Annotated in this window: 19 protein-coding genes; 6 read left to right on the forward strand and 13 right to left on the reverse strand. The window is 51.1% G+C overall.

The genetic code is table 11. The annotated features are described in order from the left end of the window. Positions 1 to 39: 39 nt before the first annotated feature. Positions 40 to 534, forward strand: a complete 495-nt coding sequence (locus tag BM123_RS14780; protein ID WP_090169879.1) for an energy transducer TonB — start codon at positions 40 to 42, stop codon at positions 532 to 534. A gap of 214 nt (positions 535 to 748) precedes the next feature. On the opposite strand, the gene BM123_RS14785 is transcribed toward BM123_RS14780, so the two are convergent. The 10 genes from BM123_RS14785 to BM123_RS14825 all read right to left on the reverse strand — a co-directional run bounded on the left by BM123_RS14785 (position 749) and on the right by BM123_RS14825 (position 14,968). Beyond that, complete coding sequence (locus tag BM123_RS14785) at positions 749 to 2,266, reverse strand: GH3 family domain-containing protein (RefSeq protein ID WP_090169881.1); 1,518 nt, start codon at positions 2,264 to 2,266, stop codon at positions 749 to 751. Between the two features lie 181 nt (positions 2,267 to 2,447). Further along, positions 2,448 to 3,212: a hypothetical protein gene (locus BM123_RS23965; RefSeq protein ID WP_139211900.1), complete on the reverse strand. Its 765-nt coding sequence runs from the start codon at positions 3,210 to 3,212 to the stop codon at positions 2,448 to 2,450. A 148-nt stretch (positions 3,213 to 3,360) separates the two neighbouring features. Beyond that, a complete protein-coding gene (locus BM123_RS14790) occupies positions 3,361 to 4,353 on the reverse strand; it encodes a hypothetical protein (RefSeq protein ID WP_090169883.1) in 993 nt (330 codons plus the stop codon). A gap of 128 nt (positions 4,354 to 4,481) precedes the next feature. Continuing rightward, positions 4,482 to 6,218: a SusD/RagB family nutrient-binding outer membrane lipoprotein gene (locus tag BM123_RS14795; protein ID WP_090169885.1), complete on the reverse strand. Its 1,737-nt coding sequence runs from the start codon at positions 6,216 to 6,218 to the stop codon at positions 4,482 to 4,484. Between the two features lie 74 nt (positions 6,219 to 6,292). Further along, complete coding sequence (locus BM123_RS14800) at positions 6,293 to 9,454, reverse strand: SusC/RagA family TonB-linked outer membrane protein (protein ID WP_090169887.1); 3,162 nt, start codon at positions 9,452 to 9,454, stop codon at positions 6,293 to 6,295. Positions 9,455 to 9,827: 373 nt separating this feature from the next. Continuing rightward, positions 9,828 to 10,565 carry a pyridoxine 5'-phosphate synthase gene (locus tag BM123_RS14805; protein ID WP_090169889.1) on the reverse strand — a complete coding sequence of 246 codons (738 nt, stop codon included), beginning with the start codon at positions 10,563 to 10,565 and terminating at the stop codon, positions 9,828 to 9,830. A 429-nt stretch (positions 10,566 to 10,994) separates the two neighbouring features. After that, a complete protein-coding gene (gene epsC, locus BM123_RS14810; protein WP_090169892.1) occupies positions 10,995 to 11,789 on the reverse strand; it encodes a serine O-acetyltransferase EpsC in 795 nt (264 codons plus the stop codon). Positions 11,790 to 11,874: 85 nt separating this feature from the next. Further along, positions 11,875 to 12,396: a DUF4920 domain-containing protein gene (locus BM123_RS14815; protein WP_245748577.1), complete on the reverse strand. Its 522-nt coding sequence runs from the start codon at positions 12,394 to 12,396 to the stop codon at positions 11,875 to 11,877. A 28-nt stretch (positions 12,397 to 12,424) separates the two neighbouring features. Next, positions 12,425 to 12,814, reverse strand: coding sequence for a hypothetical protein (locus BM123_RS14820; protein WP_090169894.1), 390 nt, complete (start codon positions 12,812 to 12,814; stop codon positions 12,425 to 12,427). Positions 12,815 to 12,964: 150 nt separating this feature from the next. Beyond that, positions 12,965 to 14,968, reverse strand: coding sequence for an OmpA family protein (locus BM123_RS14825; protein WP_090169895.1), 2,004 nt, complete (start codon positions 14,966 to 14,968; stop codon positions 12,965 to 12,967). Positions 14,969 to 15,321: 353 nt separating this feature from the next. Between BM123_RS14825 and BM123_RS14830 the strand changes: the two genes are divergently transcribed. The 5 genes from BM123_RS14830 (at position 15,322) to BM123_RS14850 (ending at position 20,473) form a co-directional block, all read left to right on the forward strand. Then, positions 15,322 to 16,272 carry a hypothetical protein gene (locus tag BM123_RS14830; RefSeq protein ID WP_090169897.1) on the forward strand — a complete coding sequence of 317 codons (951 nt, stop codon included), beginning with the start codon at positions 15,322 to 15,324 and terminating at the stop codon, positions 16,270 to 16,272. Positions 16,273 to 16,377: 105 nt separating this feature from the next. Further along, entirely contained in the window at positions 16,378 to 17,118 is a 741-nt protein-coding gene (locus BM123_RS14835; RefSeq protein WP_090169899.1) for a phosphatase PAP2 family protein, read from the forward strand. A gap of 203 nt (positions 17,119 to 17,321) precedes the next feature. After that, positions 17,322 to 18,632 (forward strand): APC family permease, encoded by a 1,311-nt coding sequence (locus BM123_RS14840; protein WP_090169901.1) that lies wholly within the window; start codon positions 17,322 to 17,324, stop codon positions 18,630 to 18,632. Between the two features lie 307 nt (positions 18,633 to 18,939). Next, positions 18,940 to 19,686 (forward strand): MlaE family ABC transporter permease, encoded by a 747-nt coding sequence (locus tag BM123_RS14845; protein ID WP_090169903.1) that lies wholly within the window; start codon positions 18,940 to 18,942, stop codon positions 19,684 to 19,686. A gap of 13 nt (positions 19,687 to 19,699) precedes the next feature. Next, a complete protein-coding gene (locus tag BM123_RS14850; RefSeq protein ID WP_090169905.1) occupies positions 19,700 to 20,473 on the forward strand; it encodes an ABC transporter ATP-binding protein in 774 nt (257 codons plus the stop codon). Positions 20,474 to 20,675: 202 nt separating this feature from the next. On the opposite strand, the gene BM123_RS14855 is transcribed toward BM123_RS14850, so the two are convergent. The 3 genes from BM123_RS14855 to BM123_RS14865 all read right to left on the reverse strand — a co-directional run bounded on the left by BM123_RS14855 (position 20,676) and on the right by BM123_RS14865 (position 25,660). Continuing rightward, complete coding sequence (locus BM123_RS14855) at positions 20,676 to 22,172, reverse strand: right-handed parallel beta-helix repeat-containing protein (RefSeq protein ID WP_090169906.1); 1,497 nt, start codon at positions 22,170 to 22,172, stop codon at positions 20,676 to 20,678. Positions 22,173 to 22,371: 199 nt separating this feature from the next. Next, positions 22,372 to 24,252, reverse strand: a complete 1,881-nt coding sequence (gene hscA / locus BM123_RS14860; RefSeq protein ID WP_090169908.1) for a Fe-S protein assembly chaperone HscA — start codon at positions 24,250 to 24,252, stop codon at positions 22,372 to 22,374. A gap of 148 nt (positions 24,253 to 24,400) precedes the next feature. Next, the gene (locus tag BM123_RS14865; protein ID WP_139211901.1) at positions 24,401 to 25,660 is read right to left on the reverse strand and encodes an OST-HTH/LOTUS domain-containing protein; all 1,260 of its coding nucleotides are present in this window, start codon (positions 25,658 to 25,660) and stop codon (positions 24,401 to 24,403) included. Positions 25,661 to 25,791: the final 131 nt, after the last annotated feature.

Below are 25,791 nucleotides of genomic sequence, written 5' to 3' on the forward strand. Positions count from 1 at the left end.
TTTTCCCTCTCTCTAAAAGCGCAAAGCGCCCCAAAACAAATGGCAAAGAACCGTCCCACTCACATCGCCAAGCCCGTCTATCCAGGTGGCCTGACTGCTATGAAAAAATTTGTAGCGGAACACCTGAAGTACCCAGCAGAAGCAGTAGATGCCAGGGTTGAAGGCACCGTATTAGTCCGCTATTCGCTTGATTATCGGGGCAAAGTAGTCGATGCCAGAGTTAAAAAAGGAATCGGCTTCGGCTGCGACGAAGAAGCCCTGCGCGTAGTAAGCCTGATGCGATGGAATGTCCCTCAGGACCGTAAGAAGAAGGTCCGGATTCACCAAGACATCAATATCCACTTCAAGCTTCCAAAAGTGAAGAAGCTTACCGTTAAACAACCAACGGCCAAAGCAACAGCCGCCAGGCCCGCTTCCTCCATACAGATCACCTACACGAGTACCGGAAAGATCAAAGGCACCGTTACTCAAAAGGATAACTCAAAGGATAAAACCGATGAAGGTGGCAGTTACTCCTACACCATTAATTGGTAAAGCCAGGTTACCCCCTGAAACGCGAAGCGTTTCCCTTAGCCCCTCTCCGTTTGGCCGGAGGCCATACTTACCGGAGAGGAGTGAGCTGCGCTGCTGCCAACGGCGGTGGGGAGAGGTTTCCTCAAGCCTCTCCGTTTGGCCGGAGGCCATACTTACCGGAGAGGAGTGAGCTACGCTGCTGCCAACGGCGGTGGGGAGAGGTTTCCTCAAGCCTCTACAAGTGCTCCAGCAGTGACCGCATCATTTTCTCCTTCATTACTTTAGGGACTTTAATCTGCCCGCCTTTTTTCTTACCCGTTTCCAGCCAGTTGTAAATAGCTTCGGTCTTAACTGACCGTACCGCTATTCCTTTCAGGGCTTTTTCCCGCGCCACCCGGTAGTTTTTATTTCTCTCTTTTAAGGAAGCATCCAGAAGGTCTTTAGCTCGCTCAGCATCCAGTGTTCCGGAAGGTGAACCAAGTACCCACTGATGGATATACTCTCCACTCTCATCCTTAACGGCTGCAACAGCGAACTCGTTAATCTCTTCTCCCAGCTCTTTAGCGACCTCGCCTACGGCAGCGTTCAGCTTCTCTTCGCTCAACTGGCTACCTACCACATTAAGGAAATACTTCGTTCGCCCGCTTATCACCATCTCATACTTCTCCAGATCTTTAAACTTGATGGTGTCCCCGATCATGTATCTCCAGGCTCCTGCCGGCGTACTCACCAGTAAGGCATATTCCTGATTCTCCTCCACTTCACTCAGGTCATGTACGACCGGTTTTTTGAGCAGCATCCCGCTTTCGTCAAAGCCCCGCTTATCAAAGGGGATGAACTCATAGAATATGCCATGCTCAACGGCCAGTTGCATATTCATGGTGTCGGGTCGGGCGGTAAAGGCAAAGAAGCCTTCCGACGCCAGATAAGTATCCATGACGGTAAGAGGATCCCTGACAAGTGCCTCGAAACTCTTTCGGTGGGGCTCAAAGGCAACGCCACCCGTTGCGTAAAGCTTAAGGTTAGGCCACATATCATGAATAGTGTCCAACCCGTGCGTATCAATGATTTTGATCAGCATCATCCTAACCCAGGAAGGAATGCCGGCAATGGCGACAACGTCCCAATCCGGAGCTGCCTCAGCAATAGCCGCTACCCGCTCCTCCCAGTTATCAATACTGGCAATTTCTTTACCCGGCTTATAGAAACCATCAAACCATCCGGGAATATTACTACTGTTTATCCCGCTGATTTCCCCTTCCAGATGGTGCTTATACTTTTTAAGATCAGCGGAAGACCCCAGCATTAGTATATCTTTTTCGTACAGATCAGCGGGCAGGTCAAAACTGGCCAGCGCCGCGATCTGCGACTGACTCACGCTACGAAACACCTGTAGCATCTCATCCGTGACGGGAATTCGCTTACTCTTTTTACCGGTCGTACCGGAGCTTAGAGCAAAGTAACCCGGTTGCCCGGGCCAGGTTATGTTGGGAAAGTCCTGCTGCTGCTTCCACCAGCGTCGGTGGAGCGTTTGATAATCAAAAATCGGAACACGACGCTGATAGCTGGAAATGAGATCCTCTTCCTCCAAAAGAGAGCTAAACCCGTAATACTGCCCAAAAGCAGTTCCTTCGGCGGTAGAAATGAGGTGGCGCAATTGCTCCTCCTGCGTTTTCCGAGGCTGATCCGGCAAAGAGGTAAACTGAGCGTTAAGGTCAAGTGCAGTCTTAATGAGACTCCCCAGAAATGGCATACTTTATTGTTTAATATGCCTAACGGGACCGAGCATGTGCCTGTTCGTTTTAGCAGTCTATCTCAGTGCTGCCTCGTCTCTGGCAGATCAAAAACCAAAAACAAGACCGAGAACAAAGAGATAAAATCGAATTCTCAATCTGAACTTTTACAATTCATGTTCCAAGACCATTCTAATCTTGCTAACAAATACAATCGCAAAAATCTTCAAACCCCCGATCATTACAATCACAAAAGACTTTTTTCCATTGAAGTCTGTAATACTCCATTAGGGCAGGACAAGGAGTCCCTGTCCACGTAGTTAAGTAGACGTCATTGTACAAACCTCTATTAACAATTCGTACTTCAGATACCGGAACGCCACATTCATTTGCCCAATAGTATCTTGGTCTTCTGCTATAATCCGCAATTAGATCTTCATTTATTTCGCAATCTGTTCTATTATCAACACAGACACCATCGAGGCAGTCGAAGCCATCTGGACAGATATTTCCACAAGCATCAACCTCGTCCACTTCAGGAAAGCACTCTGAATAAGGACAAGTTTGAATGCAGCATTGAGAACAGCTCTCGTAAAGCGCGCAAAAATCAATTGAATTAGCTAATTGAGTACTACAACTCGTCTCCAAAAGAACAAGATACAAGCCAAAATTTTCGCAACTAGTAGACACGTAACCACAACTAGTACAATTATTCCTACCGACACCCTGGTTGTTTTGCGGAAGTGGATCAAATATCCCCTGATAAACGGAAGGGAAATTTTCAGTAGTAAGGTTTTCAATCCCTACAAATTCTTCCAAGAAAAACAAACGGTTTTTAACTTCCTGCTCTACCTGACCTAGTTCTAACGCTTCAATTTCAGACTCCGCAGTAGTTATACTTTCTTGGGGAGTGCAAGAAATAAGGAACAAAACAGGCACAAGCAGCCACATAGATTTTATGAACATGTTATTAAAATTTAGGTGTAAAATTTAAAGTCATAACTAATAATAACTTTGATATTGTAAAGATAGGAAAAGTGGTGCTGAAATACTAACTATTTCAGCACCACTTTAATAATAAGCAGTAAGGAATTATACTGTAAAGGAAGGAAAATTACTGCTTAACAAAGACTACACTATACTCCTGAGCAGCAATATTACCACAACCTCCATTGTTCTCATCGCTACCCCAATCACGGAATTCAATGGTAAAGGTAGAATCATCATTCAGGTCGAAGGACGCTGTATTGATTTGAATTGGACGCCAACCGGCACCAGAACACCGTACACCAGAGTCAGAGGATACAGCAGTAACCACATCACAGGAGAAGGTCAGATCAATAGTGATGTCACTCGTCAGATCAGAAGGAACTAGGTACTGTGTACCGAACGAACGAACCGTAGTTGAACCCGCTTTGAGTTCCAGGGTAACGTTCTGATCCATTGGTGCTGGTAACCAGCCCTGAATTGTACGGCCAAAGATGACAAAAGGATCATAGATGTAACCATAGCTAACGTTGTAGCTACCAACGAAAACATCGTCAGCGAGTGGGCAGGTAGCAGTTACATTAAAGTTCCACAGACCACCAAAAGCGTTCGTAACGGCAGGAGTAGAGTTTACGGAGTTAAAAGTAGTTCCGGTAGTTGTAACAATTTCTGTACGAAACTGAAAACGGTCACCAGAAAGTACGTTATCTGCATCTACACCTGCTGCAGTAGCAGCATCCAGAAATGGGATAACTACGTTCGTCCCTAAGTTACCCTTGTCGCCAATGGTCTCAAAGTCCGAAGGAACGTAGCTTCTGAAAAGAGCCTCTGCAGTAGAGCTCTCGTCTCCATTACTAGGGTTATTGTCTTCAAAGGTAACGTAAACGTTGTATTGAGCAATATTCGCTCCTGCTTGACCATCGACGAAATAAACGTCCATCTCATAAGCAGACCCTGCAAGGTCTGCCAGGTCAAATTCACCTGTTTTAAGTTCGTTGAGGAAGGGGAAAGCCCCAACCTCCAGTTCGTTGAAGATGATAACCGGAGCTAGCTCGTCGTCCTTACAGCCGGTCATCACGATAAGACAAGCGGCCAGCAGAAAGGATAATTTCTTAAGCATATTGTATATGATTTAGTTGCAGTTGGAAAACTACAACGAAGATTAAGTTAGAAGTTTGGACCAGGGCCGGAAGGAAAATCGAAAAGATTTTTTTCCGGCCCTGCGTCCAAGGTTGACAAATTTCGACGTTAGTAGTTACAACTAGCGTCATTAGTATCCCAGAATACCGGAGTGGTAATGTTCTCCTTTTGGGTGATATTCTGGTTCAGGTTAACGTGTGTAGCGGGGTAAAGCGCTGAACGAATGAAAGGATTACCAGCAGCCGGGTCAATGGATGGCTGCAGGTTGGCAGGCAGACAGGTACGGCGGTACAGGTTGTAGCCTTCGATACCGTTACCCCAAAGAGCAATCAGGTATTCGCGGGCAACGATGGCCATACGGTCATCATCACTACCAGCAGCATCATACTCCGCCAGTACGAAATCTACGTACTCCGTCCAGAGGCTGTCCGCAACGTAAGTGTCCGCAACTGTAATAATGGTTGGAGTAGTTGCCAGAATGCGGTTACCGTCAACCTTGTCTTCGAAGCTTTTCACACGTTCCTGAGACAGTACAATAGCATCTTCCAAAAGCTGGCGGGCATCGCCGTTAGCTCCCATGGTCAACACGGCTTCAGCCAGCTGGAAATGCGTCCAGGAAGCCTGCCAGATCGGGGCGATACCTGCACCCAAAGCACCGTCCGTACCGGCGTTCTGAATATCACCGTTGTCTAAGGTATTATCAAACTTACCACCAGCTGGGTAGAGGCCATATACAGTACGAATGGCGCCATCTGGTGGAATACCGGAGCCGTTCAGGTGATCACGGCCAAAGTAACTCTGGCTGTAGCTACCCAGGCAGTAAGGCATGTCAGGGCTGATCGCCTCGTAGTGAGGAGGAATGAACTCCGGATCAGGAACTGCCGTGAGAATGCAGTCAAAAGCGTTTGCACCGTCCTGATCAGTATAGATGGATTCAAGATCCGTCTCCTGGCGGAAGAAGTAATAGCGAGTCCGTGGGTCAGTAAAGCCCTTAGACTCCGCCAGCAGCCACATGTACCAGTTGGACATGTAAGCACCATCGTTATTCTCGTAAGAGTCGTTGTAGAATGGGTGACGGTTATTCGGGTTAACACGGTTAGTACCAAAAGTCCACTCAAAATTCTGCCCGTTTTCAACGATGAGGTCGCCACCGTCAACGAGGGCGTTCACCTCAGCACCGGTTCCTCCGGCTAACTTGGTAGCAATTACACTGCGAAGCTTCAGGGTAGAAGCCACACTACTCCAGTCACCAGCATCACCGCCGTAGAAGTTATCAAAAGCCGCACTGGCAAAACCTTCGCCACTAGCGAGAGCAGCAATGGCCTCGTCAAGCAGAGTGTTAGCCGCAGCGTACACTTCTTCACCAGTATCAGCCGTTGGCGTGGTGTTTGGCGTATCAGCGCCACCCATACCTGCCTGGCTCAGTGGGATGTCATCAAAAAGATCCACCATCATCATAAGAGAGTAGGCCTTCATGATCTTACAGGAAGCAACTTCTGCGTCAAGGCCAAGTGGCTCAGCAATAGCAATGTAAGCATCAATGTCTGGGAAAAGACCAGCGTAAGCAGCACTCCAAAGACCACTGAATTCCGTTGGCGCATGAGAAGCAACGTAGGTAAAGCCACCGGTTTCGGCCTCCATACGGGAGAGTCCGGTGGTGAAGTTGTAAACAGCTCCGCTGTAAGCAACATTTCTGAAGCCTAACTGCACACTGTTATAGAGAGAAACGGCATCCGCCTGAGAGGGGTCTACACCGTTAGGATTGATCAACAACTCGTCCAGATCGGCACAGGCAGCCATGGAAAGGACGATCATTGCCAGAGCAATTTTCTTAAATAGTTTCATATTTATTACTTGTCTAGGCTACCCGCCAGCATAGTTTACCGGCGGGTAGCATAGTCTTCTGAAAAGAGGTGAGCTTAGAAAGTAAGGCTAAGAGTAGCACCGTACTTTTTGGCCGTTGGGCCGGTGAGGTAGTCAAAGCCACGGCCGTTACCTACACCAAGAGAGAGTACTTCAGGATCGAAGTTTACCCCTTCTGGGAAGTTAGGCGCGTAGTAGTACAGGTTCTCGCCCGCCAGGCGGATAGAAACACTACCGAATGGCGTCTTGTCCAGCAGGCTTGCTGGTAAAGAGTAACCAAGGCTGATTTCACGAAGACGAATAACCGTACCGTCAAAGATGGTTCCTTCGTCCGCACCGAAGAAGGCTGCGAAACCGTAGTCACCTACGTAACCCTGTACGGTGTTAGCATTGCCTTCCGCATCTTCACCAGGAAGGATCAGCGGGAGGAAGCGGTCAAAGTCAGAATCAGAAGTAAGACCACGAGCCAGCATCGTTGCCGTCGTTACACTGTAGATGTCACCACCGTCCGTGTAAGAGAACTGCCAGTTGAGGCTTACGCCTTTGTAGCTGATCGTGTTCAACCAGTTCGCAGAGTAGTTAGGGTTAGGATCACCAATGATCTCAATGTCATTCGTTGCCTGGTATTCACCGTTAGCACCTACGAGCAGACCACCGTTGGGGCCACGAACGAAGGCAGAACCCTGAATCGCACCGAATGGCTGGCCAGGAATAGCAAAGTTACCCAGGTTAGTGTAACCAGCAATGGTTACCTGATCAACACCGTCAGCAACACTGATTACTTCGTTCTCGTTAGACGTCAGGTTCCAGGTCATGTCCCAGGTAAAGTCTTTCGTCTTCACTGGAATCAGGTTGAGGCTTACCTCAATACCTTTGTTAGAAACCTCAGCGGCGTTAATCGTAGTTACGGTAAAACCGGAAGCAGGATCAAGGTCAAGGTCTACGAGCAGGTCACTGGACTGCTTGTCATAGATAGAGAAGTCAAGACCTACGCGGTTGTTGAAGAAACGACCTTCAACACCAAACTCAAGCTCACCAAGAAGCTCTGGCTTCAGGTCGGTGTTACCCAGGCGGTTGCTTACAGAGTTGGTGTTCAACGCTGCACCAGCGGGAGTCTGGCTCACGTTAGTAGCGCTACCCAGAATAGGACGTGTCGTGTAAGGATTGGGGAAACGTGCAGACGTACCGTAACCAGCACGCAGCTTCAGGTAGTTCAGTACCCGGCTACCCTGAAGGCTTTCGAATGCATCCGTAGGAACGAAGGCAACACTTACCGATGGGTAAAGGATAGAACGGTTAGCTGCTTCCAGCGTAGAACTCCAGTCATTACGAGCAGAAGCCGTCAGGTAAAGGTAGCGGTTGAAACCAGCCGTTAAGCTACCGTAAAGACCAATCTGACCTTCGTTCTGTACAAATTGTGAACCTACGTGCTCAATGAAGTTGCTCTGGTTAAAGAGACCAAAGATGAACTGCTGAGTAGAAGAAACCGTGTTACGGTTGAAACGGTCAGTACGGTTGTTCAAACCAACGATACCACTCAGGTTGAAAGATTCGCTGAGCTCAGTATCAAAGCTCAGGTTCAGTACCTGGTCGATGATCGTGTTGTTGCGGTTAGACGTAAGCAGCTGGCCATCAGGAACCTGAGAACCACCTTTGTTGATCTCACGACGGCTGATCTGGTTGTAAGTATCCACACCGATACGGTAGCTGGCCGTCAGCCAGTCCGTGATGTCGTAGCTCAGAGCAACGTTACCGAAGTAACGGTTAACCTCTTCACGGTCAAACATGTTAGCCAGACCCCAACGTGGGTTCTGGATAGCAGAACCACGGCGGTAGTACACCTGACTTCCGTCAATTGGGTTCTGGAAAGGCAAGCCTGCAAGGTCAACCGAACGAGGCGTGTACAGTACGTTGGCAAATACAGAGGCGCCGGCAGGGTTAGAGCCAAAACCAATAGATGCCGGAGGAGAAACACGCTCAGAGCTTACTACATTCAGAGAGGTAGAAATCTTGAGACCGTTAGCCAGGTCTACTTTACCACCAACACCAGCGTTATGCTTCTGGAAAGTGTTCTGTGGTACGAAACCAGTATCGTCCAGGTAGCTGTAGTTAGCGTTGAAGCTGATACCATTGCCGAAGTTCTTGTCTACGTTGACACTTGTGTTGTACACAGAGCCAGCCTGGAAGAACTCAGAAACGTTGTCGTAAGGGCGGTAGTCGTAACGAGCACCTTCAAATTCAGGGAAGGCAGCGTTGTAACGTTCCTGATCAAGCGGGTGCTCAATCTGGCCGTTCTCGTCAATACCGTTGCTTCCGCGCGTGTCGAAAGAAGGTCCCCAGTTAGAGAAGAACCAACCGAAGTTTCCGGAGAAACCGTTACCGTAGCTGTTCTGGTACTCAGGAAGGTTAGCTACCTCAGTACGGGCAACACCTTGCGTTACGCTGATTTCGAAGCCTTTCTTAGCTTCTGCACCACCCTGACCATTCTTGGTCGTTACCAGGATCACACCGTTGGCACCCTGCTCACCGTACAGTACAGTTGCAGAAAGACCTTTCAGTACGCTGATCTCAGCAATGTTGTTCGGGTCAAGATCGAGGAAGCGGCTGGAAGCCGTTGCACCACCGGTCTGGAAGCCCTGGTCCGTATTCGTAGAAGAGTTGAACGGTACACCGTCAACAACGAATAGCGGCTGGTTAGAACCAGAGATAGAGCTGTAGCCACGAATGATGATGTTAGTACCAGAACCGGCAACACCGGAAGTCTGGGTAATATCAACACCGGCAGCCTTACCACGAAGAATACGGCCCACGTCGGATTCTACCCTGTTTTCCACCTGGCCGGAACCAATAGTGGCAACAGAGTAACCGAGCGCCTTCTTCTCCTTGCGGATACCAAGTGCGGTTACTACTACCTCGTTAAGCTGAGAAGCACTCTCAGAAAGGGTAATGGTTACTTCGCTGGCAGTTCCAATGGGGTACTCCAAAGTGGAGAAGCCCGTGTAGCTGACAACAAGTAACTCTGCGTTGGCCGGAACGGCCAGGGAAAATCTTCCGTCAATGTCGGTAACAGTACCGGAAGTTGTTCCCTTAACGAGCAAGGATGCTCCGATAAGGGATTCTCCGGCCTCGTCTTGTACGACGCCGGATATCGTCCGCTGTGCTATAGCAATGCTGAAAGCAAAACAGACGATGGCAATCACTAGTGAAATTCTCTTCATTCTAGTCGAAATTTAGTTGATTACTAGTCTCAAATGGTTAAGAAATATGGTTTTATACAAGATGGAGCTAGCCCATCACAATCTTTGGACTGTTAGGTGCTTTTGTGATCGACGTTTTCTGGGAGGATGTACAGTGTGTAGTCTGAATAAGTGAAATATAACGTTCTAAAACCCGTGTAAGCGTTGTTAAATCTTCTTCAAAAGATGCGATGAAAAACGCATTATCTTCCAAAGTGTGAACGCAAAGTTAAAATATTTCGCTGCCTGACCAAATAACAATTTTTTTTATCGCGCCTCGTTCCGTCGAAAAAAGGTCTTTTTTCGACGATTTTTTTGCCCAATTGGTCGAAACAAATCAGGAAACTGACAGCCTCTAGCCTTCCTGAAGAGCTGCCGCATTGGACAGACAGCTCCGGTACATAGCAATCGTGTTGGCCATGCCATAGTACAGGGCATCACTCACCAGGGCATGCCCGATGCTCACCTCCTGTAACCCTGGCATCCGACTGGCGAAATAAGTGAGGTTGTCCAGATTAAGATCGTGCCCTGCATTGATCCCCATGCCAATTTCCTGCGCAAAACGGCACGCTCTGGTAAAAGGAGCCACTGCGCCCGCCCGGTCTGCAGCAAATTGATGTGCAAAAGGCCCCGTGTAGAACTCAATCCGGTCAGCGCCAACCTCTTTAGCGCCTTCGATCATCCTCTCGTCCGGATCGACAAACAAAGACGTTCGTATCCCCGCTTCCCGAAAGCCCGCCAACACCTCCTTGAGGAAATCAGCCTTAGCGACGGTGTCCCATCCGTGGTCACTGGTAAGCTGCCCGGGCTCATCGGGCACGAGTGTTACCTGGTGGGGGCGGTTAGACAGTACTATCTGATTAAAGTGTTCTGCGGGGTAGCCCTCAATGTTAAGTTCCGTCGTCACCACTTCTTTCAGCGCGGCAACGTCATCATAGCGGGCGTGGCGCTGATCGGGCCTGGGGTGAATAGTAATTCCCTGCGCTCCAAATTGCTCGCAGTCAGTAGCCACCTTTACCAGATTAGGATAGTCAGCTCCCCGGCTGTTACGGATGAGAGCAACTTTATTGAGATTTACGGAAAGTCGTACCATTGGGTCTCTTATTTGCGACAAAGGTACTTAGGTAGCAGGTAGTATGGTAGTCTTGCGGGGCACCGCCAGGGCAAACGCAGGCTCCACGCAGGGACGCTCGCAGGTCGCTCCGCGACGCTACGAGGACCCTTGAGCCGGGCCTAAGCAGACCTCGTAGCGTCCTGAAAGGACCTTCGAGCGTCCGCGTTACCCGAGCTTCCGATTGCCCTGGGGCTCTGCACATTGGAAGTATTGGAGCCCCATTACCCCGGGTTTCGACTTTTGATCGCTGAGAGTCGAAAGGGGCCAGACTAAAACACCCGGAATACGGCGCGGACGCAGGTGCAACAATTGCTTTTAGGAGCAAGGGAATGCCGGCCCTCCCCCTGCTCTTTTCTCCCCTCTACTGCACCTGCGTCCGCGCCTGAACGTCCTGAAGCGCCCCGGTGCCTACTGCTTTTTTTCGGGTACTCTGTAGTACACCCTGCTGTTAGGTCCGATACTCTTGACGATCCACGTATTGCCCCCAATGATAGAATCTTCGCCGATCACCGTATCTCCGCCCAAAATGGTGGCTCCGGCATAAATCACGACGCGGTCGCGAATGGTTGGGTGCCGTTTGGTGCGCGCCATATCTTTGCTTACGCTCAGTGCTCCGAGCGTAACGCCCTGATACATTTTCACGTCATCGCCAATTTCCACGGTCTCCCCAATGACTATTCCCGTACCGTGGTCAATGCAGAACCGACGCCCGATTTTCGCTCCGGGATGAATTTCAATGCCCGTTTTCTGGTGCGCGATCTCACTCAACATTCTCGGCAAAAGCGGAACCCCTAACCGACACAGGCAGTGCGCCAGCCGGTGAACCGCCAGCGCATAAAAGCCAGGGTAAGTGCTCACCACTTCCGTACGGTCCCGGGCTGCCGGGTCGCCTGACAGAATAGCCTCCGCATCCTCCGACAGCGAATCGTAAACAGCGGGCAGGTCCGCTTCAAAGGCCGCTCTGATGTCAACTGCAGATTTCGGCAAACGGCTGGAAAGAGAGTCTAAAATGGTAAAAAGCTTCAGATCATTGGTCTGATACTGAAGCAAGAAGGCTCGTTCGGTAGAAAATTTTACCGCACTGAATTCCGGAAACAAAAATTGCAGTACCCCTTCGAGCCAGTCTTCAATCAGTTGAGGAGATGGCAACTCACCCGCTCGCTGGTGATCCAGATAACGGTCCTTGAAAAATGATTCATCCATGGGGGAGATAGTAGTGATAGTATGGTAGCAGGTGATAGTAGTGATAGTACTACCATACTACCACTACTATCACTTACGATACATACTACAGCTCGTCTTCCAGTAATTGTACACCATCAGCCAGGAACTTCAGCTCCCGCTTCGGTTCGGTGATTTTGTCAATTTCTTCCTGCGGCTTTCCGGCATCTTCGGCGTAGTGGCGCAGTTCATCTACCGGGGTGACTTCATAAAAAGCCATTCCGTTCATGATTACTTCACGGCCGCTGATGTCTTTAGGCATGAAGAAACCGTAGTCTTTGAACTTGACCATCATTTCTTCTTCGCCACCGGCGGCGATGGTCATCCAGCACCCTTTGGCCTGGCAAACCTCATCGACCGTGCCGCGAACCGTAGTCATGACGGTGTCAGCGATGGCTTCTGCAGAGTAGCTGGAAAGCAGTTCCGCAGCAGGAATCACTTTACTGGCCTGAAAATCAGCCCCGAAAGTTCCCGCAACTTCTTCTTTCACTTCTTCGACCTCTTCAGTCATCATTTCCACCTCTTGCCCGCAGGAAAAAAGTAGAAAGGCAAAACAAGACAGCGTTACTGCCCGTAGAATGTATAGCATGGTTTATTTTTTTGCAAAAATAACCGTTCTATTGGTAACCGACTAAATCGGTGATGTAAGCACCGGAATATCCGAGCGCTTTGAGCTCATTCTGGAGCTTGACGGCATCTGCACGGTTAGCAAAACTCTCGCGGCTTTCAACTACCCACAATTGCTCACATGGGCGGTAACGAGCCACCAGACTTGGGTGAAACGGATACTCGGAAGGATCCGTGTAACGAAGAATGGCCACCTGAATTTTGTGCTCCGTGACCGGAGTAGTGGTAAACCGTGGAAGTGGTGGAGCAGTCGTTGCACCGGGAATAGCGGCAACACTACCGTAAGTAGCAGGTCCTTCTTCGCAGTAGGGGGGCTTTTCGGTCTGTGCGCTAAGCGTGAGTACCGTAGCCGTCAGTAAAAGAGTGAAAAATGCTTTCATGAATCAATAAATAGTATCAGTGTAGAAAATTAGTCCGGAGGCTCTCTTCAAGAAAAGATTACGGACGCTGGTTGTTCATTTTTGATTTTCAGACGAAGTTATTAAAGCAGGGTCACCTGAATGTTAATTGCCCCAATAAATATAAGTCCCTTAGTCGGGATCCACCATTTCGCGGTATCGAACGGAGACTTCCACCTTTCGGTTCAGCGCACGCTGACCGGCGCCACTAAGTTCTCCCATACCCACGATTTTCACTTCGTTGGCTTTGATGCCAGCCGTTTGCAAATGGATGCCAACGGCCTTTGCCCGCTTCTGACTCAGGCGAATATTGTAAGCCTTATCGCCTACGTCGTCCGTAAATCCGGTTACAACGATTCGCATGATGTGTTTATCCTTTACCGAAGCGACAAATTTTTCGATGTTATCGAGCTGGGTGGGAGTCAGGCTGGCGTCGTCAAAATTAAACCGAACCGTCAGGTTTCTATTGACCACCCTTGCTTTCAGCTTAACGGTATCAGCCGGCGGAGGAGGTGGAGGCGGTGGTGCGGCTGGTGGCTCCACTACTTTTTCTCTGCGCAGCAGCAGATCAATTCTGTAAGGTTTCTGGTTTGCCCAGGTTGGAATAGCAAAATCCCGCTCGTAGGGCAGGTATTCCGGATGCGTTATGGTAAGTGGTAAAGTACTCTCCGAAGGTGCGCAGATGAAGAACCGCCCATCATAGTTGGTGTAATAGGTCTTTCCTTCCGTAACGGGGACTCGTTGATCCGGAATCGGCTCTCCCGTCAGGCTGTCCGTTACGTAGCCAGATACAAAAGTAATGGGCTGGCTGCTCAGGCGATCCGACAGTTCAAAGCCGTAAATGTCCAAGCCGCCATAACCACCGGGGCGGTTGCTGGCAACGTACCCTGTTTTTCCGTCGGAAGTCAGGTGGAAGCCCAGTTCACGGTGCGGTCCGTTTACGGGCGGCCCGAGATTGATGGCCCGGGTAAACCGGCCCTCTATTTCGTCCCACCAGCTCATAAAAATGTCCTGATCGCCCAGGTTTTGATGCCCTTCGCTGGAAAAGTAGAGGGTGCGCCCGTCATTACTCAAAAAGGGTGCTTCTTCATTGAGGGGTGTATTGACGCCGGTGCCCAGGTTTTTGGGCTCTGACCAGCTTCCGTCTTCCTGTTTGATACAGCGATAAATGTCACTGCCCCCTACCCCACCCGGCCGGATGCTGGCAAAGTAAAGCTGCTGCCCATCACAACTAATGGCCGGTTGGCTCACCCAGGTACGGCCCGTGATATAATCGGGTAATTTTTCGGCCCTTTCGATTTTACCATTGATGAGCCATCCACTGTACACCTTACAAAACTGCTCTTCTTCATCATCATTACAGACAGTAAAAAATATGCGTTCTCCGTCTCGCACTAAGGTGGCCATACCTTCCTTTCTGGGGGTGCTATTGACACTGGCAAAGCGGGATATTCTAAAGTTATCGTTCAGGTTTCCTCTACGTCCTTTGATGAGGTCTTCATCCCCAAGCTCTCCCTGGCGGGTAAAAAGTAAGCCGGACTGGTCGTTACTAAAAAAAGGCAGGTATTCATTCCGGGAAGAATTGACCGGAGAGCCAAGGTTAAATAGCTTCGTAACGTTGATGAACTGGGAGCTGTCCTGCGTTATACTCGCCGCCCGGATATCGTTGACTAAACGCTCCAGAGCCGCCAACTCATCGGGGCGTTCGGACTCGCCGTTGCGGCCAAACTCACCAAGGTCCCGTTCCTGCAGTTCTTCAAATTTCAGCAGATAGTGCAAGGCCAGTGCCGGGCGAGACATCCGGTAATAGATCTTACCTAACTGGTAATAAATAAGCCTGGAATAGGAGGAGTCTCTTTCAATGACGTACTGGTATGCACCGGCGGCCTCTGACAGGTTACCGTTTAACTCTTCCGCAACCCCCAGCAAACGACGGGCAGGAATAAAGGCAGTGTCCAGTCTGGTAGCGCTGTAAAAAGACTTCGCCGCTTTCCTGGGTTTTCCCGCAAGAAGAAACTGCACACCGTCATCAAAAGCCGCAGTAGCTTCTGCCCGGTCATCTCCCCGCTGAGCAGACAAATGGCCAGCCAGGACAAGCCAACATAAAAAGAACAGTACTTTTGATACAGCAGGCATAAAGAGTGGGCGGTGATGGGGAGTAATAGTTTGCCAGCGTAGACAAGCTTAGGAAAAGCTTGGGCCCCATCGTCAGGATGGGGCCACAAGATAAAATGAGTGCATTAGTAAACTATCGTCGCTAAGGTAGGCACTTTTTTTGAACAACTGTAATTGTATATAATACGTATGTGCAACCGTATCCATTGCCGGTTACCTGATTAGCCGTGACTGATAAAATTTTCAGTTTTGAGCCAACAGCCTTCATTGATTTACGGCCCCTGCCTGAGCTGGTATCAAGCGATTGTTGCATTATGTCAAGTTGCACGGACGCCCTTTAAAAAACCGGGGAGCTGTTTACACGTTTCTTTAGTATGCGCTACTCCATTCTTTTCCTCCTCCCACTACTACTACTCAGTTGTAATACCGTACAAGACACTGCTGATACTGCACACCAAACCGCCCCGGATACTGCGGCTATAGTGCCCGGTCATTTTTCCGGCGGTCTTTCTGATTACTGGTATGAAGGGAAGGCGGAGATAAACACTTACGACCTCGAGCAAATCCGCTACGGAGAAATTCACCCGGGGCAGGTTAACCTGATCTTCGTTTCTGAAGACTTCCTGACGGATAAGCAGGTGAAAAACGACAATTACACCAACCCGGCTTCAACGCCCGTTCTAAAGACGAATATGATCCGGCGTTTTACAACCGGAATCTATGACTACTCCGTGATGACCTCCACCTTTACCCCTACTAAAACGGACGAGCAGCCCCACAGCCTGAAGGTAACCACCAGTATGCAGGACTGGTGCGGACAGACCTTTACGCAACTAAACTACGCCGGCGGCAAAAAGTGGGACAGCCAGCTTCGCTCCTACTTTGAGCGGGAAGCAGATCAAAACCAGCGCTTAGCTGCTGATTTTATCGAAGACGAAGTTTTTAATCGCATCAGAAGCGGCTGGGACAAGCTGCCCACCGGGTCCTTCGACATTATTCCCGCTACCGGCTATTTGCTCATGACGCATAAACCTTATGAGGCAGCGAAGGCGACCGTCAGTCTTCAGGATTATACCGGTGATCAATTTACCGCAGAAAAACTAAAAAGTTATTCTATACACTACGAGGGGCTCGACCGAAAGGTGGAATTTGTTTTTGATGCCGCAGCCCCTTATATCCTTCGTGGCTGGACGGAAACTTACCCGAGCCGGGGTAAAAAGCTGACCACTGTTGCCCGGTTAAGCCACCAGATTCGAGCGCCTTATTGGTCGCAGAACAGTGTAGCAGACCGGGAGAAACGTCGCACCCTCGGGTTAGGATTATGAAATACTGCCAAACAAGCGCTTACTTTTGTCGGTTGTAGCCCTGGAGGTCCTTTGGCGTAAAGCCTGATCCACCAACAGCGCTCATTCGAAAAGCCGAACATCATTATGCCCCATCGCCCCTTCTTCCTTCTGTTTGTTTTTTTGTGCAGCACCTGCTTATTTGGCCAGGGCCTGCAGCCTTATAACCCCAGTGATGCAACCAACGCTGCCCTGATTGGGCTTGGAGGTACGCTTACCATCGGCTCTACCCTCTTGGACCGCCGAGTAAAACCCATGACGGAAGAAGACATCAAGATGTTGGATTTCGACAAAATTCCGGGCATTGATCGCTTTTCTACCCGGCATCTGTCCCTTGCTTCTGATGAGTTTACGGATAAATTACTGCTCACCAGTTTTGCCAGTCCCTTTTTTCTCATGCTGGACAAGACCGGTAGGGACAACTTCGACGATATGGCGATGGTCGTTTTTCAGGGAGCGATGCTGAACTCAGCACTCATTAACCTCTCCAAAGTGGTAGCCAAACGGGCCCGTCCCTATAACTACAACGCTAATGCTCCTCTGGATACGAAGCTAAAAAAATCCAGTCGGTACTCCTTTTACAGCGGCCACGTAGCCACCTCTGCTTACTTCAGTTTCACTACGGCGCAACTTTACAGTGACCTTCACCCCAACAGTAAGGCAAAACCCTACATTTGGGCCGCGGCAGCGCTCATCCCCGCAACGGTTGCTTACGGCCGGATGAGAGCTGGAAAGCACTTTTTCACCGACGTCTTAATTGGTTTTATTGCTGGTTCAGCCATTGCCATCACGGTGCCGGCTTTACACCGGGCTGGTGGAGGGGAGTAGACGGGGTGCCGGATTCCGGGCGCCGGGTGCAACCTGCAACTTGTAACCCTGCAACTTGCAACCCTGCAACTTGTAACCCTGCACCCTGCAACCCTGCACCCTGCAACCTGTCCCCCCCCGCAACTAGCCTCCTAAACGTTAAAACTACGTTACCTAGCTACCATCACAACAGAAATCTTACTGCTTAGCAGTTTCTTACTTCGATGAATCGGCTGAAAGCAACAATCGGCTGGCGGAGTGCCGCGGCACTGGTAGTGGCCAATATGATCGGTACGGGCGCCTTTACCACCCTTGGGTTTCAACTGGAGTTGATTCCCAGCGGTTCAGTATTACTATTGCTATGGGCCATTGGTGGCCTGGTAGCCTGGTGCGGTGCCGTGAGTTATGCCGAGCTCGGTACGCGACTGCCCCGCTCTGGAGGAGAGGCCCACTTTCTGAGTGAAATTTTCCACCCGCTCATGGGTTTCCTGAGTGGGTGGGTTAGCCTGACGGTTGGCTTTGCTGCCGCCGTTGCACTGTCGGCCATGGCCGTAGGGCAATATCTGGCAGCCTGGACCGGCTGGCCGCCCCTGCTCACGGCCGTTATGAGTATCGTCATTTTATCATTGGCTCATGGCTTTGGCACCCGGGAATCCAGCCGGTTACAGAACGTGCTTACGGCCGTGAAACTACTGGTCGTGATGGGCTTGGGCCTGGCGGGCACCTTCATGCCCGCTCCGGCTGATGCCGTGGTTAACTGGTCTTTCGGAGGGGTAAGCACGCTCTGGTCTCCGGGAGCAGCGGTTGCAATGATCAGCGTCTTCTACGCCTTTTCCGGCTGGAATGCCGCAGCTTACATCGTAGAAGAAATTGAAGAACCCAGGAAAAACTTACCGCTTGCCCTTGTGGGCGGCACCCTGTTAGTGAGCGGTTTATTCTTACTCCTGCAGTACGGTTTTTTACGGCAGGCGGGCACGGCTGCCCTCAGCGGACAGATCGATGTAGCGCAGGTAGCCTCCGCAGCAATGTTTGGCCCGGCCATGGGGCAGTGGGTCAGCGTCCTGATCGGCATTTTACTGCTAACGGGCATATCCGCCATGATTTGGGTCGGGCCGCGCGTAGTAAGAGCTATGGGCGACAGCCACCATCTGTGGCGAACCTTTGGTCAGCTCAGTAAGGGTGGAATTCCGCAGAGAGCGACCTGGTTACAGGGAGGCATCAGCCTTTTTCTGGTTTTCACCTCCAGCTTTGAGCGCGTCTTGTTATACAGTGGTTTTGTGCTTCAACTGTTCACCTTTCTGGCCGTATTGGGCCTGCTCATTTTACGGTGGCAGAAGAAAGGAGAGGCGGGTTATTCCTCCCCTCTGTACCCGCTTCCGCAGCTCATTTTCCTGGCTTTCAGTGCCTGGTCATTAGTCTACCTTTTCATAAACCAGCCGATGGAGAGCCTGCTTGGGCTCCTCAACGTAGTGGCGGGCCTGATCGCTTACTACTTTGACATAAGTGTGCCAGCCACGGCAGAAGAGCGGGTGTAGGTGGGCGCGGACGCCGGTGCAATGCAGGGTAAATAGCAATGGGTGATAGCTCCGTTGGCAAGCAAAAGCTCACCTTGAGCCGGCCGACAGCCGCCCGCCGATGAGGGCCGGTCCGCCAGCGGGATGGATAAGGCAACCCCCACCTTCCCCTGCTCTTCAAGAATCCCTACCTTGCACCTGCGTTCGCGCCCCGATTTCCACTAAATTTGTAATATCGCCAACCTAAGTGGCAGGCACCACGTTCTACCAACCCGCAAGCCTGCGGGCACGGCCCCCACACCGCACCGCAAAACGATCTGGCCGACACATGCTGATAGACACTTTACTTTACAATTTCGGGCAGTATATTTTGCTGCTAAAATCCGCCATCGCTAAGCCGGAACGATTCTCGATGTACTACAAAGAGACCGTTCGCCAGATGGACGCCATCGGGGTCGGCTCCGTCTTTATCGTCCTGCTTATTTCCGTTTTTATCGGTATGGTAACGGCCGTACAGTTCGCCGATCAGTTGGGGGACAGTTTCATCCCGTCCTACTACATCGGCTATATCGTCCGTGACATCACCATCATTGAGATGGCACCGACGATTACCTGCCTTGTTTTAGCCGGTAAAGTAGGCTCCAACCTGGCCGCCGAAATCGGTGGCATGCGGCAAAAAGAACACATTGACGCCATGGAAATTATGGGCGTCAACACGGCTGCCTACCTCATTATGCCCAAAATTATTGCTGCGGTATTGGTCATTCCCCTGCTCGTAGCCATCTCTGCTTTCGTGAGTATCATCGGAGGATATCTCGCCACCGTATTACCCGGCAGCATCTCCCATACAGAATACGTGTTGGGGCTTCGTTCCTTTTTCGTTCCGCGCTACGTGTTTATCATGTTCGTAAAAGCCGGCGTTTTCGCCTTCCTGCTCACCTCCGTGAGTTGCTACTTTGGCTACTACGTTAAGGGTGGCAGCATCGAACTCGGCGAAGCCAGCACCAGTGCAGTGGTCGTTTCTAACGTCCTGATCCTGTTATTCGATTTCATCATCGCCCTTCTCCTTACCTAATTCTGCCCGAAGCATGATCCGCACGGAAAATTTACACAAATCCTTCGGCGACAACCACGTTCTCAAGGGCGTCTCTGCCGAATTTCACGCCGGTAAACCCAACCTCATCATTGGTAGCTCCGGTGCCGGAAAAACCGTACTCCTGAAACTGCTCATCGGGCTGTTCCGCCCCTCCGAAGGAGCCGTCTTCTACGGCGATACCAACCTGTTTTCACTCGATGATAAGGAGATCCGCGCCATCCGCATGAAGGTCGGAATGCTCTTCCAGGGCAACGCCTTGTTCGACTCGATGACCGTTGGCGAAAACATCCGTTTCCCCATGGATATGTTCACCCGCCTTAGCCTGAAAGACAAGAACCGACGCGTGGATGAATGTCTTGAAATGGTGAATATGGAAGGCATCAACGACCGTTACCCCTCAGAGGTCTCCGGTGGTATGCAAAAGCGGGTCGGTATCGCCAGAGCCATGGTTCTGGAGCCCAAATACCTCTTTTGTGACGAGCCGAACTCCGGCCTCGACCCCCAGACTTCCATCCTGATCGATGAGCTGATCTGTGACCTGACGAACCGAAACAATATCACCACCGTCATCAATACGCACGACATGAACTCCGTGATGGGTATCGGAGATAATATCCTGCTACTGAAGAACGGCAAAGTCGCCTGGACGGGCGACAAATCCCAGGTACTGGAAAGTGACAACAAAGTGCTGGAAGATTTCATCTTCGCCAGCCCCTTCCTCCGCAGACTGCGGGAAGATGCGCTGAAGCAGCGGCAGGGAGGGTAAGGTTAGTCTTTTAGTTCGTTGGTAATTTGGTCTGTTGGGGCTACCGCACGTTGGAGGCGTTGGAGGCGTTGGAGGCGTTGGAGGCGTTGGAGGCAAAAAACGCGAGGCATTTTAAAATCATCTCTCCTCCGGACCTCGGAGCGGGCTCGAAGAAACCAGCGGAGAAGCTGCGCAGCAAAAGGGGTTGGGGAGAGGTTTACCTTTACAAATCAACCCGTTCAAAAGCGCCGGCATCCGGCGAGTCGGCATCCCGCTCAACGCCCAGAATATCAAGGGGTAGTGCGGGGTTGAACACGCCCAGGTCGCGGGCGATGCTCAGAGAATCCAGCTGATAATCATCGTCTGAGATATCGATAAAAATCGGATCACTGAACTCCAGGTTAAGGCAATTGTCACAGGTGTTGGTGTAGAAGTCCGCGAAAAGCCCGCTCTGGGAATCCAGGAAACCCTGATCCGTTCGCACCACGGAATTCCGGATTCCTACATCGAAAGCATCCAGTTCGTTGCCCTCAAAAATATCGAGGAAAATCAGTTCGCTGCCCCGCGAACCACCGATAATGCTATTACTGATGTTAGCCGTCATATTCGCCGCCAGACAGTTATTACCGGAGTCATCACAGGTGAAGTTGGTCAATACCAGGGCGCTGGCATCCACCCCATAGTTGGCCACCGTAGTGTGCCGCATGTTGAGGGTTCCGCCTTTGACGAACTGAATGGCGTTACCGAAGTTAGAATGGAAGACGGAATTATCCACCGTTACCCGCGACTGGTAAGCAGAGATCGCCGGTCCGCCGGAGTACGCAATCGTACTGTTTTCAATGGTTACTTCGGCCAGACTGTCGAGCGTAATGCCAACGATGGCGTTCAGGAGTTGCGCGTGCTCCAGGCGATTGTCTTTACTCCCCGGCCCCAGGATTAAGCCCCGGTATTTCGCCGGGTCGTCGAGGAAGTTATCCTCCAGCCGGTCGGTCCGCACGATCACCGGATTCTCCAGTGTCCCTAGTAGCTGAAGGCTACCATTAGGCTGGGTGAAAATAAAACCATCATTGAAAAAGCCGTTGCCTCCCACCTGATCGTTGCGTTGTACTCCGCCGTGAAAATAGATCCGGGTGCCTGGCAGCGCCTGCACGATACAACTGTCAATGAACATAGAGCCATAGATGACCGTCGGCAGGTCTTGCGGCAGAGCGACAACACCGTTGTCGCAGGTAATCCGGAAGAATTCTCCCCGATTAAAGCCATTGACGTAGTTCGCGTTCTGGCCGAAGGCCAGCAGCACCACTTCCTCCTGCACACTCCCCGTTTCAAACAGCAGGCGATCTTCTGCGATGAAGGGGCTGATGTTCTCCGGGTCCGTTGGGTCTACCTCTACCTCCACGAATACGAAGATGGAATCTCCGCCCCAGATGATAACGTCTCTGGCCTCCGGCCCCTGAAAACCGTCTACGTTGAAGGTATAGTTGACGCCGGTTTCTCCGGCGACGCTAATCCGGTCAATCATGATGGGCTCATCCCCCTGGTTGTAGACCTTAAAAGTGCGCGTGGCGGAGCCACGGGCGGTGAAGACGGTGTCGAAGGTCAGGGTGTCCTGGCTGAAGCCAAGTTGAACGGCATCGCCGGTGACGAAGTCAGTGTCCACGTCGCAGGCTACTACGGTGAGCAGTAAAAGAACGGGAACAAAAAGGTAGAAGAGTTTCATTGGCGGGGAGTCATCGCTTAAGGGAACGCAAAGGTCGGGGTTTTAATTGGGGTTTTAAGGCGAGAAAGAAGTCTTTGAGACTCAGGGGACATTTGGATGCTCGCGCTTCGCGCTCGTAGGTCCCCGGATTGCGCCGCGCGACTTCGGCGGCAGCTACATCCGGGGTTAAGGATGTTTTACCACTCCGTGGTCAAAAAGGCTATAGATCACTCCCCTTGATCGCCGCCGCCACGTTCCGGTCCAAAGCTTCGTGCGCCAGTGGCGTAGTGAACTGGTTGAGTTCTTCGAGGCGTTGATTAATGCTGTCCTTATCGGTTCCGGCCACGGCAGCGGAAAGTTTTTCGGCGTATTCTCTGATGGAGGCAGATTGCTCTTCCGTGAGCCAGCCGGCGTTCTGTTCCAGGAACTTTTTGGTACTCAGCAACACGTTATTGGCTTCGTTTCGGGCTTCTACGAGGGCACGGGCGGCAACGTCGCCCTCCGCATTCGCGATGCTTTCAATCAGCATTTCGGCCATCTCCTCCTCGCTGATTCCGTACTGGCTTTTGATGGTCACTGACTGGCTTTTCCCACTGCGGTGCTCCATGGCTTTTACGCGAAGGATGCCGTCAGCGTCCAGCCCGAATTGGATCTCAATCTGCGGAATACCGGCGGGCATTGGTGGAATATCCCCCAGAACGAATTCGCCCAGCTTACGGTTATCCTTCACCATATCGCGCTCTCCCTGAAAGACGGCAACCTTCAGGTTTTTCTGTCCGTCAACACTTGTGGTGTACTTGCGGCCAACGCGGGTGGGAACTTTACTGTTGCGGGCGATGATGGGGTCCATCAGGCCGCCAACGGTCTCAATACCAAGGCTTAGGGGCGTAATGTCCAGCAGCAATACATCCTTCTGGTTACCGGCCAGTACGTCGGCCTGAATGGCGGCCCCGAGGGCAACCACCTGATCGGGGTCCAGGCTGTCATTGACCTTTTTACCAAAGAAATTGCTGACTTCAGATTTGACCAGTGGTACGCGGGTGGAGCCGCCAACCATGATCACGTGGTCGATGTCATCGCTCGTGAGGCCGGCGTCTTTCAGGGCGCGGTCGCAGGATGCAAGGGTTCGTTTAATGAGCGGGGTAAAGAGTACGTTCGCCTGCGAACGATCCAGGTAGAGTGTAATGCCGTGGAACTCGCTCGTGAAAGAATCTTCAAAGGAGAGTTGCTTCTTGGCGCGTTCGGCCAGCAGACGGATTTCTCCACGCCGCTGCGGAGAATCAACCTTCAGGCTTTTTTCGTTGATCCAGTGGTCAGCGATCGCCTGATCCAGATCATCACCGCCCAGGAAGGTGTCTCCGTTAGTACTCAGCACTTCAAAGATCCCCTGCTCGATGCGCAGAACGGACACATCGAAGGTGCCCCCACCGAGGTCATAGACGGCAATCGTGCGGCCCTCATCCTCGTCCTTGAGGCCAATGCCGTAGGCGAGGCTGCTGGCGGTGGGTTCATTGACGATGCGGAGGACATCGAGGCCGGCCAGTTTGCCGGCATCCCGGGTAGCTTGCCGCTGGGAGTCGTTGAAATAGGCCGGGACGGTGATGACGGCACGGCTGACTTCGCCGCCGATTTCCGCCTCTATCCGGGCCTTGAGCGCCTGAAGAATCTTAGCGGAAAGCTCGATGGGGCTGTAATATTTGTCTTGCCCATTCGGGCCGGGCACGGCGATTTTCACCAGCCGGTCTTCGTCTTCATCGATGACCCGGTAGCCGAAGCGGTTCTCAAAGTTTTTCAGGTCTCCGAAGCTCTTACCCAGGAGGCGTTTGACGGAGTAAATGGTCCTTTCCGGATGGGTAAGCAGGAAGGATTTAGCCGCTTCGCCAACCACCACTTCACCATCATCGGCGAAGTGAACGATACTGGGTACGAGGACTGATTTGCCGTCTGGTCCGGCCACAGCTTCCGCCTTGCCGTCTAACACCCGGGCGACGAGGCTATTCGTCGTTCCGAGGTCAATACCCACGATAGTCTGACCAACGGAACTTACCGCATCATCTTCTTTTACTTTACCGGCCTGCAGGTCGATGCTGAACTTTGCCATATAACTTCTTTAGCGTCCGATTGCAACGCCGGGAGCACAAAGAGAGTTGAGCAAAAGAGAGGAATATGACGGATGACTTTCATTGCACCTGCGCTGCGGCGCCCTGAACAAGGATAGAAAGGAAAGGCCTGGGGAAGGGCAGCGCTACTTAATCTTCCTCGTGCAACTGCTCCAGCCGGTCAGCATATCCTTCTTCTCCGGTAAGGGCAGCACTGAGTGCCACGTAATCCAGGGGTTCCTGAATGTTGTTGCCGATACGGGCGAGCATCAGTTTGAAGTAACGGTCTTCGATATCTTCGAGTCCCTCAATTTCATCCTGAAAACCGATGGTGTTGTCATCACTCGGGCGGAAAAGGTAGCATTTGAACAGTACCTGCCTGATTTTTTTAGCATCCGTAAGGGTGGTTTTGGGCAGATCCTGACGAAGTTGGTGCAAGCACTCATCGTCTAATTCGGAGAAACTGTCAAAGCTTTGGTTAGACTCCAGAAAAGAAGCATAGATATCTACCCCAACCCACATGACATCTGGTGCCGGCATTCTCACGCCTTGCTGGGCGGCCACGCGGAGATAAAAAGGAACGAGCTTCATGGAAGCCGTGGAGCTGTCATCGCTCTCCTGCTCTACTTCATCAGATACAACTGAGAGCAAGCGGAATTCAGGTTCCGGCATTCCTCTAAACTGCCGACGCTCGATAACCTGCTGCTGGTCGTTCAAATAAGCCCCAAAAGACGGATAGCCATAATCTGATTCCTTAAATTCAGGAAGCAGGCGCAGCATGACGGGCTTAATTTTCACCTGAGGAATCCAGTCGGTACCGTATTGCCGGCTCAATTCCTGCAGGGCTTCAATCAGTTCATTGTGGGATGCACTGGCATCTCCGTATCCAGACTGCCCGTTATTGAGCAGTCGTGCAATTGAACCGTATTCCAGCACCTCATCACAGAGGTCGAGCCATTCACTTTTTCTGGTGGACGCAACGCTGAGACCCGTCAGTTTTATTCCTGCGGCTTTGATCTCTCTGCCCACCTCCATCAGGTAAGACCCATCGCCAAAAAGGATTACTTCCTCAATGTCTTTATTGGCTTTGATGGTTGCCCGAATGTCTCCGGCAATGTATTCACTTACTTTCTGAGCTCTCCCCCGGGGCTCGGTGTAAATTTGCAGGAGCTTGATTTCCTGATTTTGCAGCGTTGTTCCGTAATTATTCATCCATCGCCAATTGGCGTAGGCTGAATGATTTACGGTATCTCCACGTTCCTGGCAAAAGTCAATTAATGACTTTATATCTATGGCTTCAGGTTGTTCTCCTTCCCCCATTGTCCTGTACCATTGAGGGCCATATTCCACCTCCATGACGGCGTCATGCAGGGGTTCAAAGTTCCAGAACACAGCAGTAAGATGCCCCATAAATTTTTGGCTAGATTTTCAGCTAATATCAAAAGTTGCAAGTTACAACAAATGACCTTTGTTAGGTGATGAAACGCAAAAAGAACCCAATTATAAGCAAAGAAATGGCCCCGGCAAAAAGTGCCGGGGCC

The sequence above is a fragment of the Neolewinella agarilytica genome (assembly GCF_900110645.1).
GTDB lineage: Bacteria > Bacteroidota > Bacteroidia > Chitinophagales > Saprospiraceae > Neolewinella > Neolewinella agarilytica.